Genomic DNA, 14330 nt, shown 5'->3' with positions numbered 1-14330 from the left:
CCGCTCACCACCATCAACCACCTCCACCGACGACAACACCCGACCCGGCTCACCCACCATCACCGCCAACACCCGCTCCAACCGTCTCGCCAGATCGGCGGCGCCGAGATTGGACAGGGGCCCGCCGGTGCCCGCGGTGCTGAGGAACAGTTGGTCGCCGGCGCCGGAGAAGATCAACCCGAAGTCGCCCACCTGGGCGGGATTGGTGAAGGACGCCGAAGCCTCGACACCGGCGAAATCCATGGTCATTTTCGACGGCAGGAAATTGACGCTCACCCGGGTGGCGGGTCGCTCCGGAGCGCGGGGATGGGTTTTGCGTTCGAGGGCGTGCACCGGGAATCGCTGGTGCTGCAGCGTCTCCCGTATTCGCGTGTCGACCGACTGGCAAAAGCCGGCGACCGTGGATCCCGGCGGAACCGTCACGGCCAGCGGGACCACCCCCGACACCATCCCCGGAAGCGTCTTGGACTCCGGGCGCACCCGCCTGCTGACCGGGAAGTCGATCACCACCTGTGAGCCCGCGGCGCACCACTCGCGCACCAGCAACGCGCAGGCCGCGGTGATGACGGACGATCGCGGCACGTTCCACGCCTGGCAAAGCTCTTGAACGCGTCGGAGGACGGCGGGGTCCAACCGAACCGGCGTGGCGGGCACCGGCGGGTCGGCCTCGTTCCCGACGTCGGGCGACCAATGATCGAGGCCGGCTTCCGGTGGAAGGTTCTCAGTCCAATAGGCTTCATCCTCCAGATAATCGCTGGACGCTTCGTAGTCCGACTCGCATCGAATCAGGTCCCGCAATGAACCGAAGAAAGCCGGGGGAATGGGCGCGCCGGAAGCCATTGCGGCGTAGACGGTGGCAATTCGGTTTGCGAGGAGGGTAATCCCCGATCCGTCTACGACTATGTGGTGGAAGCATCCGAACAGGTAGAATTCATCCGCCCACGTTTGGAACAACGCAAATTTGAACAGCGGGCCACCCCACGGCATTGGCGTGTGTTGGATCGACAGTGCCATTTGTCGGGCTTCCTGCACCGGATGGCGCAAGCCGCTCAGGTCGTGGAACGCGATTTCGACATCGGGGTGATCGATCACCCTCTGGTAAACCTGACCATCCGCCTCGAAGATGGCGGCCCTGGTTGGTTCCGCCTCTTGAACGACCTGGCGGATCGCCCGCTCTAGCAAAGCACGCTCGACCGTGCCGTCGAATCGCACAAGCACGCCCAGCTGCCATTCGGTGCTTGACCGACCGGTCTCCTGCGCAAGCCAAATGTCCAGCTGCCCCCGGGTCAGCGGAAGTGCCTGGTCATCGAACTCCATGCGGGTCTACCCGTCAGACCCGGGTCGCGCCGCTAACCTTTCGCGCAAACTTTTGGGCCGTATATCTGTCCAGTTTTGTTCGATGTAGTCCAGGCACGCCGCGCGGTCGGCTTTGCCGAACATCACCCGCCAGCCGGCTGGAACATCGGCGAATGTCGGCCACAAGCTGTGCTGCTCCTCATCGTTGACCAAGACGAAAAAACTGCCCTCGTCGTCGTCGAAGGGGTTGACGCTCACCGTGCCTCCCGCCATCTACTGAACATGGGTATAACAAGTTCTAAACCATACTGGAGGCCGACGGAGGTTGTCTAAGCCTTGTTGGAAATAAAAGCCAAATGGCCGACATTGGGTACGGTCTGAACCCTTACAGTCAACCAACGGTATGCGACCTAGCCCCCGGGCGACGGGGCGAAAAAATGTGTTGTGGTCGCCGCCCCTTCGCACTGTTTGTGCTGCTCACGCGCCCACGGCGCCACCGCGGAACGCTCCGGCGGCCACGGCGACACGCGAAGTTACCGCTCGCTCGATGCCGGTGGATCGATGGCGCGAGCGGTATCGGGTCGGCGAGCTTGCTTCCCCCTGCGCGGCACGACACCCCTTCGCGGCGGGCGCTCGGCCGCCTCCGTTGTCGCCCGACGCATGGGGGGCGGCCGCGCGGCATCTTCGTTGCCCGCCGCGATCCCGTCGGGATCGCCGAAGCGATGCGGCGGCCTTCCCAGATTGCGAACATCGAGGCTATCGTGGCGACGACACAATTTGCAGGGATGGACTCCAGCGTGCGTGAAAGCGGAAGTAGCTGAAAGCGGTTAGGCGCCCGGGACGCGGGCGCCTTTGCCGAGAGCTGACGGGTGCATCCCGGATGGTTGATCCAAAAAAGACACCATGTCACAAACCATGGGTAAACCGGATTTGGTTGGGACGAAATGATTGACCAGAGCGAACCTTCGGCACACGCCGAATCGAGTGAGGATTCACGAGTGGCGATGTCGACGCATTTGGCCGACGACCTGCTGTCCACGACCGCCGGCGGGTGGCGCAGCTTTTACGATTTGCTCAGCCGCCGCTTGGAGGACATCGGCGTGGCCGATTCCTCGTTCTTCCTGAATTACGGGTATGTCCCGACTGACTCCCACAATGAATCGGCGTTCACCATTCGCGAAGGGACGTTCAACGCGAACTCGGTCCGGCTGGTGCTCGAAGTCATCGGGTCGCTCGACCTGAATGGCCGCGACATCGTCGAAATTGGATGTGGCCGCGGCGGAAACGCCGCACTTGTGGCGGAGAAATTCAGCGCTCGAGTAACGGGCATCGACATGTCCGCGGAGGCGATCGCCTTCTGTAAAAAGACGCACACACGCGGTGCGATCGACTTCAAAGTGGGCGATGCATTGGACCTCCCCCTCGACGATGGATTTTGCGACGCGATCCTCAACGTGGAGTCGTCACATTCATACGGCAATTTGCCGAAATTCTTGAATGAAGTGCGGAGGATCTGCCGCCCGTCCGGATGGTTTTTGCACACCGACTTCCTCAGTGCGGAAGACTGGGACTATGTACGGACGCGCGTGAAAGAGCTGGGCTTTTCCACCGAAAGCGACCGCGATATCACCGACAACGTGTTGGCCTCGCGCGACCAGGCGAGCAATAACTGGGCGGAGGTTTACGGCGACGAGAACCCCCGGGTGGCCAACTTTCTTGCCCTGCCCGGGTCGGCGATCTACGAGCAGCTTCGGGCCGGTCTGTTGGAATACCGGATCATGAGGTCCCAGCTGCGGGTTTCGGGCGCCGTCGCCTAGGGCTGGCCGTTGGGCCAGGCCCGGGGTGGGCCTGCCCAACAGATCAACGCGGCGAGTCGGTCACTGCGCGGATTCTCGCTCCCGGACGGATTCCGCCTCGTCCGACGGCGGGATCGCCTCTGGCACCTGACCGGCCAGATACTCGGCGAGCGACCCGATCGTCGGATAGTCGAACACCGCGGTGGCGCTGATCGTGACCGCGCCGCCGAATTGCGGGAGCAACCGGTTGCTGAATTCGACGGCCATCAGCGAATCCGTGCCCAACTCGAGGAACCGGCTGGTGGCGGCCGGCGGTTGCGCGAGCCTCAAGAAGTTCTGCACTTCGTACCGCAGGAATTCGGTGAGGAAGCTGCCGCGCTCGGCCTCGGGCACCTCGTGCAGTTGGCGGAGTAACTCGCTGTCGCCGCGTGTCGCCGCCACGGCGCTGGGCAGCACGTGGTCGAGCATCGAGGGGCGAGAGCCGCCCAGCCCCTTCGCGGCACGCTGCCAATTGGCCTTGAGGACCACGGCCTGCCCGGTCCCGTGCGCGACGACCTCGTCGAGCGTGTTGAGGGCGGCCGAGGGCTCCAGCGGAATGAGGCCCTGCGCACTGAGATTGGCCCGCGCGGCGTGCGAAGTGGCCATGCCGCCCTTCGCCCAGGGACCCCAGTTGACGGCGGTCGCCGCCAGGCCTTGCGCCCGGCGCTCCGCGACGAGGCCGTCGAGCACCGCGTTGGCGGTCACGTAGTTGGCCTGACCCGACGAACCGAGCACGCTGGCGGCGGAGGAGTACACGACGAAGAAGTCGAGATCGTCGTTTCTGGTCAACCGGTCCAGGTAGCGGGCGCCGAACGCCTTGGGCGCCAACACCTTTTGGAACCGCTGAAGGCTCTGCTGCGTCAGCAGCGCGTCGTCGAGCACACCCGCGGCATGCACTACCCCCGCGAGCGGCGGCAATTCCGCGCGGATGCGCTCCAGCAGTGCTTCGGCCTGCGCCTCGTCGCCGACGTCGGCGGCGAAGGTGTGGATGCGGCAGCGGTGGCGCTCGGTGATGTCCTCGATCGCCCGCAGCGCGTCGGCGTCGGGGGCCCGGCGGCTGGTCAGCACGATGTCACCGGCCCCGAGCTGGGCCAGATGGGCCGCCGTGAACAACCCGAGCGCACCGAGGCCACCGGTGATCAGGTAGGTCCGATCACCGCGCGGCTGCAGCGGTTTCGGCATCTGCAGCACGATCTTGCCGACGTGCCGCGCCTGCTGCATCCGGCGGAACGCCGTCTTCGCCTCCGTCACCGGGTAAACCTCGGCGGCGATCGGCGCCAGCTCGCCGCGGGCCATGCTGTCGGCCAGCTCGGCCAGCAGGCTCCCGGTCCGATCGGGTTCGTGCTCGATGCACGCGTCCAGCGCGATGATCTCGTAGGCGACGTCGGGACGGGCCGCGGCCATCTGTTCGCGGGTCCAGATGTCACGCTTGGCGATCTCGGCGAACCGGCCGCCCCGTGCGGTGGCCCGCAAGGTCGCCGCGATGAATCCCTCGTTGGTGAGGCTGTTGAGCACCACGTCGACGCCGTCGCCGCCGGTGTCGGCGAGGATCTGATCCGCGAAATCCGTGCTGCGCGAGTCGTAGACGTGTTCAACACCCAGCTTGCGCAGCGTCGCGCGCTTGTAGGCGCTGGCGGTCGCGAACACCGTCGCGCCGCGTTGCCGGGCGATCTGGATCGCGGCCAGCCCGACGCCGCCGCTGGCGGCGTGGATGAGCACGCGGTCACCGGGTCCCACCTTCGCCCAATCGAACGCGAGCCGGCTCGTCAACGCGCCGGCGGGGATGGTCGCCGCGGCCACCGCGCTCACCCCGTCCGGCACCGGTGCCAGGAACTGGGCGGGCACGTTGACGCGGGTGGCGAACCCGCCCGGCATGAAGCCGAACACGCGCTGGCCGACGTCGAACCCGGTGACGCCGGGGCCCAACTCCGTGACGACGCCGGCGAGGTCGCCACCGCCGACGCGTCCGGGATCGCCCGGATAAAGGCCGAGCACGTTGAGCACGTCGCGGAAGTTCAGGCCTGCCGCGTCCACCCGGATCTGCACCTGGCCCTCGGCGGGCGGCGGGACCGTCGTCTCGAGGAGGCGAAGGTTGTCGATCGCGCCGCGTTCGGTCGGCTCCAGGATGTAGTCGGTCGCGCGAGGTACCGGCAGTTGGCCGCTGCGCGCCCATGGCAAAAGCCGCGGTACCAAGCACTTGCCTTGCCGCAGCGCGAGTTCGGGTTCGGACACCGACGCCTCGGCCGCGCCGAGGAGATCGGCCAGCGACTGCACGGCATCGTCGAATCCGTCGCTGTCGACCAACCTGCAACGCAGCATCGGCTGCTCGGTGATGACGGTGCGCCCAAAGCCCCACAGCGCCGACTGGGCGGGGTCGACCGGCTCGCCGGGTTCGGTCGCGACGGCCCGTTCGGTGACGATCCACAGCCCGCCAACCAGTTTCAGGTCTTGCTGCGCTAGCAGCGTCCGCACCACGGTGAGCAGCCGATCGACTTCGGTCTGCAGCCGGGTCGCGAACTCGGCGCCCGACTCTTCCGCATCGCCTCGCGCCGGGGCGCGCCACACGATGCCAGAGACCGCCCCACCGCGGTCCTGGGCCTCTTCGAACAGCCGCTTCAAGGCCTCGGGGTCCGCGATGATCGAGGCGGGATCGACCGAGACCGCGCCCGGCAGGCCGGCCGCCAGCCGGTCCAATCCGGCGATCAGCCAGGTCCCGCCGCCGGTCCCCGCCGCGTTGCCAGCCGCCGGCGGCGGTACCTCCTCCCAGCCGACGGTGTACAGGTTGCGGGTCGCGTCGCCGCCGAGCCCGCGCAACAACGCCTCTCGGGGCGCGCGTTTGACCGTGAAGTCGCGAATCTCGCCGAGCTGGCGTCCGTCCCGGTCCACGAAATCGAGGTCGAAGACTTGCGTTTCGCTCTCGGGCCCGCCGGTCTGCCACCGCGCGCGGCAATAGAATCGCCGAGGCATCCGCTCGCGCAGCACCACCCGCCCGTAGCGCAACGGCAAGAAAAGATCGGTCAGCGGCCCGCCGTGCTCGCTCGCCGCGAGCACCGCCGGGAAGGCCGGGAAGGCGATGCCGGTGCACAGGTCGAGCAGCACCGGGTGGATCGGCTCGCTGCCGAGCTGCTCGGACAGTTCGTCACCGATGGCGATATCGCCGACCGCCTCACCGTCGCCGGCCCACAGCGATTTGAGCGACGTGGCCCAGGTGGGACCCCACGTCAGCTCCATGTCGGCGAAGGTGTCGAACAGCTGCTGCGGACGCATGCGGCTCAACCGCTCGGTCGCGGCGTCGATGGGATCGGCGGGCTCGAGCGCCGACTCGTCGTCGACGTGGCTGACCATCCGGCCATCGGCGTTCAAGGACCACTCGGCGTCGCGATCACCGTAGGGGCGGCTGTGTACCTGGAAGGTCCAGCCGCCGTCCTCAACCGGATGCACGGTCAGCTGCACCTCGCGAGACGTCTTCTCGCCCAGGATGATCGGCTCGTAGAAGAAGACGTCACGCACCTGGGCCGGCGTCCCAACCGCGGCGAGGGCCATCGCCGCGTACGTCGCGCCCGGAACGACGACGCTGCCATAGATGACGTGATGGGACAGCCACGGCTGCGACTTGACCGACCACCGGCTGCTGTATACGGCGTCGCCGGAGGCGAGATCCTTTGCAGCGCCTAGTATTCCGGATATCGCGCCGCCCTGGCCATCGATGCCGGTGATGCCGGAAGTCTTGGGCCAGAAGCGACGGCGCTGGAACGGATAGGTGGGCAGCTCGACCCGGCGGTGTGGCCGGCGGTGCACCGCGGCGAAGTCGGGCCGATGCCCGGCGACGTAGGCCGCGGCGAGCGCTTCTGCCATCTGATTCCGGGCGTCGACGCCCCTGCGCAGCGACACGATGGAACGCGGGGGGGCCGAGGATTCCGGCCAGGCCTGCACCGCGGCCCCGGTCAGCACCGGTTGCGGGCCGATCTCCATCAACACCGAGCATCCCAGCGCCGCCACCGTTTGCACGCTTTCGGCGAACTGCACCGGCTGCCGGGAATGCCACCGCCAATATGGCGCGTCCAGCGGAGTGTCCGCGGTGACGACCGCGCCGGTGCGGTTGCACACGAGCGGCAGGGTCGGAACGGCGAACTCGAAGCCCTTTGCGTACGTTTCGAATTCGTCGAGCGCCGGCTCCAGCAACTCCGAGTGGAAGGCATGGCTGGTGTCCAACCACGTGCAGCGGGTTCCGTCACCACTGAACCGCGCGACGATCTCTTCGAGGTCCGCGGCGGGACCCGACAGCACCGTGTTGGGTCCGTTGTAGGCGGCGACCGAAACGTGCGGGAATTCCTCGGCGACGCGCTGCACGTGCGCGGCGTCGGCGAACACCGCCACCATCCGGCCGCCCTCGGGCAGATTGCCGAACAGCCGGCCGCGTTCGGCCATCAGCCGTGCCCCGTCCCCGAGGCTGAAGACTCCGGCCACGCACGCCGCCGCGTACTGCCCCACGCTGTGCCCCAGCACCACGTCGGGCTCCACACCCCACGACTGCCACAGCCGGGCCAGGCCCATCTCGACAGCGAAGAGCGCGGGCTGGGCAAAAGAGGTGTGCCGCAGGGTTTCTCCGGCCGAGTCGCCCTCGGTGTCGAAGACGACGTCCAACAGCGGGCGTGGCAGGAGCCCGTCGACCGCTTCGGCGCATCGCTTCACGGTTTCGGCGAACACCGGCTCGCTGTCGAACAACTCGCGCGCCATGCCCGGGTGCTGGCTGCCCTGCCCGGTGAACAACCACGCCGTCTTCGGCGGGTCGCCGCACTCGCCGCGCACCGCACCGGGTCCCAGCCGGTTTTCGGCCAGTCCGGCCAGCAGCTCACGGGCGCCCTGCACCGAGTCCACCACGAGCGCCGCGCGGTGTTCGAAGTGCGACCGTCCAACCCCGGCCGTGAAGCTCACGTCGGTGATGCCGACGTCGGGGTGCGCCTCCAGCCAGGCCCCGTATCGCTGCGCCAACGACGCCAGCGCCTGCGCTGACCGCGCCGACAGCGGCAGCACGCTGACCGCATCCTTTCCGGTGGCCGGCCCGGGGGCCGGGGCGCCGCCGGCGACGTCGTCCGCCGAGAGTTCCTGCGCGGCGGCCGGTTTCGGCGGCGCCTCCTCGATCAGGACGTGCGCGTTGGTGCCGGAGAACCCGAAGGAACTCACGCCGGCGCGACGCGGCCGGCCGTTGGCCTGCCACGGGAGCGCCTTGTCCACGACACGGATCGGCAGGGAGTCCCACGGGATGTGCGGTGACGGCTTTTCGAAGTGCAGGTTTTGCGGCAGAACCCCGTGCTGCATCGACAGCACGACCTTGATCAGGCCGGCGATGCCCGCCGCCGACTCCAGATGCCCGATGTTGGTCTTCACCGACCCCACCAACAGCGGATGGTTCGGGTCGCGGCCGGCGCCGTAGACGGCCGCCGCGGCCTGGACCTCGATCGGGTCACCCAGCGAGGTGCCCGTGCCGTGCGCCTCGAGGTAATCGACGTCCCGGCCGCTGACGCCGGCGCGAGCCAGCGTCGCGGCGATGAGCCGTTGCTGCGCACCGCCGTTCGGCACCGTCAAACCACTGGACGCGCCGTCCTGATTGACCGCGCTGCCCCGGATGACCGCACAGATTTGATCGCCGTCGCGCTCGGCGTCGCTCAGCCTCTTGAGGACCAGGATGCCGCACCCTTCGCTGCGGGCATAGCCGTTCGCGGCGGCGTCGAAGGTCTTGCATCGGCCGTCGGCGGCCAGCATCCGGGCGCGCGAGGTGGCGACGACGGATGCCGGGCTCACCAGGACGTTCACCCCGCCGGCGAGCGCCATGTCGCAGTCACCGGAGTGCAGCCCCTGGCAGGCCTGATGGACGGCGACCAGCGACGCGCTGCACGCGGTGTCCACCGCCATCGCCGGCCCTTCCAGCCCGAGCGCGAACGCCACCCGGCCCGCGATCACGTTGAGCGCGTTGCCGGTGATGAAGTGGGCCTCGATGGTCTCGACCGAGTTGGCGTTCAGCAGCTGCGAATACTCGTTGGCGGCCACCCCGACGAACACGCCGGTGCGGCTGCCGCGCAGGGCGGACGGCGCGTACCCCGCCCTTTCAAGCCCTTCCCACGCGATTTCGAGCATCAACCGCTGCTGGGGATCCATCCACACGGCCTCGCGCGGGGAAATGTTGAAGAACTCCGGATCGAAGCCGTCGATGCTGTCCAAATATCCGCCGTAGCGGGTGTAGATCTTGCCGGGCGCCTCGGGATCGGGGTCGTAATACTCGTCGACGTCGAAGCGGTCGTCCGGGATCTCCCGGATCGCATCGACAGCGCCGGACAACAACTCCCAATACGCGTCGGGATCCGGCGCGCCCGGGAAACGGCACGCGACCGCGACGATCGCGATCGGCTCATCGGCGTGCGCCGGCGCCGGCGCCGCCGGCTGCGCCGGGGCCGGGGCGCTCGGCGCCGGTGCGTCGATGCAAAGGACGTCACGCAGCAGGTAGTCCGCCACATCGACCAGGCGTGGATAGTCCATCGCGAGCGTCGACGGCAGCTCCTTGCCGACGGCGCGCTCGACCCGCCGCCGCATTTCGACGGCCATCAGCGAATCCATGCCGACGTCGAAAAACCCGGCCTCGTCGCGGATCTCGGCGGGATCGATCCGGGTCACGTCGGCCACGACGTCGCGCAGGTAATCCACGACGAGCTTCTTGCGCTGCTGCGTCGGGGCGAGGGTGAGCCGCTCGACCAATTGCGTGCTCCCGGAGGACGTTGCGGACGGCGCCGGCGCCGGCTCGGGCACCTCGGCCGCCAGCTGCGACAGGAACGACCGCTTCCCGCCCAGCTGATAGAGCGGCAGAAAACGGGCCCAGTCCACCCGGGCCACCACGCCCTGCACCGAAGACGCCACCAAGAGCTCGGCCATCCCCGCCAGCGCGTCAGCGGGCGACAACGTCTTGACCCCCCGCTCCTCCAGCCGCGCGCGGGCTTGCTCGTCGGCCATGCCCGCCGCCCACGGACCGAAGTTGACGCTGATCCCGGGAATCCCCCGCTCACGCAGCCGCCAGGCCAGCCCGTCGAGGAAGGCGTTGGCCGCGCTGTAGGCCGTTTGACCGAAGCTGCCCCACACCCCGGAAATCGAGGAGGTGCTCAGGAAGAAGTCCAGCTTGGCGTCCGCGGTCGCTTCGCTCAAATGCCAAGCGCCCCAGACCTTTCCGTCGAAGACGCGATCCACTTCCGCGTCGTCGAGCGCTTGTAGCGGGGTGTTGCCCATCTCGCCGGCGGCATGCACGATGCCGGCGAGGGGTGGCAGTTCGGCCCGCACGGTGGCCAAGACGCGCGCGACGTCATGCGGGTTGGCGACGTCGGCCGCGATGACCCGGACGTCGCAGTCATGCTGTTCGCGCAGGGCATCGATGCGCGTCCGCGCGGCATCGCCGGGTGCGCGGCGGCCGGTCAGCACCAGATGCCGGGCGCCGTGGGCGGCCAGGTACCCGGCGACTTCCAGTCCGATCGCACCCAATCCACCGGTCACCAGGTAGGTGGCGTCGGCCCGCAACGCCACCGGCGTCGCGGTCGGTAGGCCTGCCCGCCGCGTCAGCCGGGGCACGTAGACCCCTTGATCGCGCACCGCGAACTGGTCCTCACCCGCCGGTGCCGCCGCCAGCTGGTCGACCAGCCGCGAGCACACCGCGTCGTCCAAGCCACCGCCCGCGGGCAGGTCCGCCAGCCCGCCCCACAGGCGCGGGTGTTCCAACGAGGCGGCGCGGCCGAAGCCCCATAGGCAGGACTGCACCGGCGATACCGCGTCCGCACCGGTAACGCGCTGTGCGCCGCGGGTTATCAGCCAGATGGGCGCGCGGAGCTCGGCGGCGGCCGCGGCGCAGAACAGTCGCCGCGTTCCGCTGATGACCTCGTGTTGCATCCGCAACAACGATTGCGTCGACGGCGCGGGGTCCGGCTCCAGGGCCGCCAGGTGCAAAATCCGCAGCGCCGGTTCGTCGGCCACCGCGGCGCGCAAGGTGGCCTCGAGCCGTTGCCCGTGCGCGTCGGACATCGGCAGCCCGACGATGCGGTGCCGATGCCCGCGCGCACTCAGCGCGTCGACCAACGGCTGGACCGCCTCGGCATCATCGCTGACGATGAGCCAGGCGGAGCCCTCGGCGGGTTGCGCGGCCGGGGCGGCGGCCCGCTCCCAGCGGATCTCGTAGCGCGAGTCCGTGATCGACTGCACTCTTCGCTGCCGGTTGTGTTGTGCCGCAAGCTGTTTGAGCAGGCCGATGGCCTGTTGGTTGTCGCCGCCTCCGTCGAGCAGGCCGGCGAGCTCCTCGATCCTGCCGTCCTCGAGCAGCCGGACGGTTTCGGTGCGCGCGGCCGGGGCCGGGTCGATGGTTTGGGAAGCGGCGCCGAGCCGCTGCTCGCGGAACCAGTACTGGCGATGCTGGAACGGGTAGGTGGGCAGGTCGACCTTGCGGGCCGGCCCCACGAGCGCACCGAAGTCGGGCAGGTGGCCGACGACGTAGGCGTTGGCGAGGGCTTCGGTGATCTGGCGGTGATCGGCGATGTTTCGACGCAGCGACGCGATCGCCCGCGGTGCGGTGGCCGGGTCGGGCCAGGCCCGCAGGGCCGCGGCGGTCAGCACCGGCTGCGGGCCGACCTCCAGCAGCATCGTGCACCGCAGGTCGGCCAGCGTGCGCACGCTCTTGGCGAACTCGACGGGCTGGCGGGCGTGGCTGCGCCAATAGGCGGCGTCCAGTTTCGCGCTCCTGCGCAGGGGCGCACCGGTGCGGTTGCACACCAATGTCCGTTGCGGCGCGGCATATTCGAACCGGTTCGCGTACGACTCGAATTCGTCGAGGACCGGATCCAGCAGCGCGGAATGGAAGGCGTGGCTGGTGTCCAGCCAGTCGCAGCGCACGCCGTCGGCGCCCAGCCGGGCCACCGCCTGCTCCAGGTCCTGCGCGGGTCCCGACAGCACCGTGTTGGCGCCGTTGTAGGCCGCGACCGACAGGCTCGGAAACTCGTCGGTCAGACCCTCCACCCGCTCGGGGGCGGTGAAGACCGCGACCATCCGACCGCCGGCGGGCAGGCTGCCGAACAGGCGGCCGCGCTCGGCCAGCAACTTGGCGCCGTCCTCGAGACCGAACACGCCGGCGACGCAAGCCGCCGTGTATTGGCCGACGCTGTGGCCGATCACCACGTCGGGTTCGAAGCCCCATGACTGCCACAGCCGGGCCAGGCCCATCTCCACCGCGAACAGGGCGGGCTGGGCGTAGCTGGTCTGCCGCAGGGTGTCCTCGCCGTCCGGGCCGTCCGCGTCGAAAATGACGTCCAGCAACGGCTTTTCGAGCACGTCGGTGACCGCCGCGGCGCACCGGGTCATCGTCTCGGCGAACACCGGCTCGGTCTCGAACAACTCCCGCGCCATGCCGGCGTACTGGCTGCCCTGGCCGGGGAACAACCACGCCGTCTTCGGCCGGTCGGTGCAATCCCCCCGCACCAGGCCCGGCGCCCGGCGGTTGTCGGCCAGCGCGCGCAGCGACTGGCGCGCGGATTCCGTCGAATTCACCACCAAGGCGGCCCGGTGCTCGAAGTGCGATCGGCCCACGCCGGCGGTCAGGCACACGTCGGCCACCGAGGCCTCCGGGTGCGCGGCCAGCCAGCTCTCGTACGCCTCCGCGAGCTGCGCCAAGGCTTCCGGGCTGCGCGCGGACAGCGGCAACAGGTGGAAGCGCCGGTCGTCGGACGGCACCACCGGTGTGGTCACCGTCGGGCCGGCCTCGGCGGGTCCCTCGGAGACGATGACGTGGGCGTTGGTGCCGGAGAACCCGAACGAACTCACGCCGGCGATCCGGGGCCGCCCGTCGCGCGGCCAGGGCACGGCCTCGTCCACGACCCGTACCGGGAGCCGGTCCCAGGGGATGTGCGGCGACGGCTTCTGGAAATGCAGGTGCTTCGGCAACTTTTCGTGCTCGAGCGACAGAACGACCTTGATGAGACCGGCGATGCCCGCGGCCGCCTCCAGGTGCCCGATGTTGGTCTTGACCGACCCGATCAGCAGCGGGCGGCCGGGTTCGCGCCCGGCGCCGAGCACCGCACCGGCGGCCTGGACCTCGATCGGGTCGCCCAGCGACGTCCCGGTGCCGTGCGCCTCGAGGTAGCCGACGTCGCCCGCGGCGACCCCGGCGGACTCGAGCGCCTCGCTGATGACGCGTTGCTGGGCAACGCCGTTCGGCACCGTCAACCCACCGGATGCGCCGTCCTGGTTGACCGCGCTGCCCCGGATCACCGCCCGGATCCGGTCGCCGTCGCGGATCGCGTCCTCGAGCCGCTTGACGACGATGACACCGCAACCCTCGCCGCGCACGTAGCCGTCGGCGGCCGCGTCGAACGTCTTGCACCGGCCGTCGGGAGCCAGCATGTGCGCGTGCGAGAAGGTCATCGCGGTCTTCGCGCTGAGGATGACGTTCACCCCGCCGGCCAGCGCGAGGTCGCACTCCCCGAAGCGCAGCGCCTGGCACGCCTGGTGGACGGCGACCAGCGACGAGCTGCAGGCCGTGTCGACGGACACCGCGGGTCCCTGCAACCCCAGCCCGTAGCTGATCCGGCCCGCGCCCGCGGCCGACGACGTCCCGATCGCCACGTACGCCTCGATCTCGGCGTAACTGAGCTGCTCGGATATCAACCCCAGGTAGTCATGGGTGCCCAGACCCATGAACACACCGGTCTTGGTGTTCGCCAAGGCCGACGGCGCGGTGCCGGAATGCTCCACCGCTTGCCACGCCGTCTCCAGCAAGATCCGATGCTGGGGGTCGATCAGCATGGTTTCGCGCTTCGACAGCCCGAAGAATGGCGCGTCGAACCCCGTCACGTCGTCGATGAAGCCCGCGCGCCGGCTGACAATCTTGCCCGGCGCGTCGGGATCGGGGTCGAAGAATTCGTCGACATTCCAGCGGTCAGCCGGCACCTCGGTTACGGCATCGCGCCCCTGCTGCAGCACATCCCAGAACTGCTCCGCGTCGGCCGCACCGGGAACGCGCAGCGCGTAGCCGACGATCGCAAAACCGTGTGGAGCCTGATTCTGCCGATCGGTCACTTGCGATCCCCTTCGGTGAGCCCGCCGTCATTGGCTGCGGCGAAAAAGCTGCAACTGACATCCCCGAATGGTTTGGTGCTCAACCGCGTCTCCCGACCATTTACT

Annotated in this window: 4 protein-coding genes; 1 reads left to right on the top strand and 3 read right to left on the bottom strand. The window is 68.9% G+C overall.

Annotation, left to right across the window (positions count from 1 at the left end; translation table 11 throughout):
- Together AWC19_RS09420 and AWC19_RS09415 are read right to left on the bottom strand one after the other, a co-directional pair.
- On the bottom strand, positions 1 to 1317 hold a 1317-nt coding region (locus AWC19_RS09420), incomplete at its 3' end, for a condensation domain-containing protein (RefSeq protein WP_245848864.1).
- 6 nt (positions 1318 to 1323) lie between these two features.
- On the bottom strand, positions 1324 to 1554 hold the full coding sequence (locus AWC19_RS09415; RefSeq protein ID WP_085077793.1) for an MbtH family protein: 231 nt from the start codon (positions 1552 to 1554) through the stop codon (positions 1324 to 1326).
- Positions 1555 to 2240: 686 nt separating this feature from the next.
- Here AWC19_RS09415 and AWC19_RS09410 point away from each other — a divergent pair.
- Positions 2241 to 3113 carry a class I SAM-dependent methyltransferase gene (locus AWC19_RS09410; protein WP_085077786.1) on the top strand — a complete coding sequence of 291 codons (873 nt, stop codon included), beginning with the start codon at positions 2241 to 2243 and terminating at the stop codon, positions 3111 to 3113.
- Between the two features lie 60 nt (positions 3114 to 3173).
- Here AWC19_RS09410 and AWC19_RS09405 read toward each other — a convergent pair whose 3' ends face one another.
- Positions 3174 to 14225: a type I polyketide synthase gene (locus AWC19_RS09405; RefSeq protein ID WP_085077785.1), complete on the bottom strand. Its 11052-nt coding sequence runs from the start codon at positions 14223 to 14225 to the stop codon at positions 3174 to 3176.
- Positions 14226 to 14330 lie beyond the last annotated feature (105 nt).

Origin of the sequence: Mycobacterium palustre (genome assembly GCF_002101785.1) — a bacterium.
Lineage (GTDB): Bacteria > Actinomycetota > Actinomycetes > Mycobacteriales > Mycobacteriaceae > Mycobacterium > Mycobacterium palustre.
Note: the sequence above shows the minus strand (reverse complement) of the source record. Positions and strands in the feature narration are given on the sequence as shown.

Excerpts from the sequence above, each read along its gene's own strand:
- AWC19_RS09410 (WP_085077786.1), top strand. The coding sequence starts at position 2,241 with ATGATTGACCAGAGCGAACCTTCGGCACACGCCGAATCGAGTGAGGAT.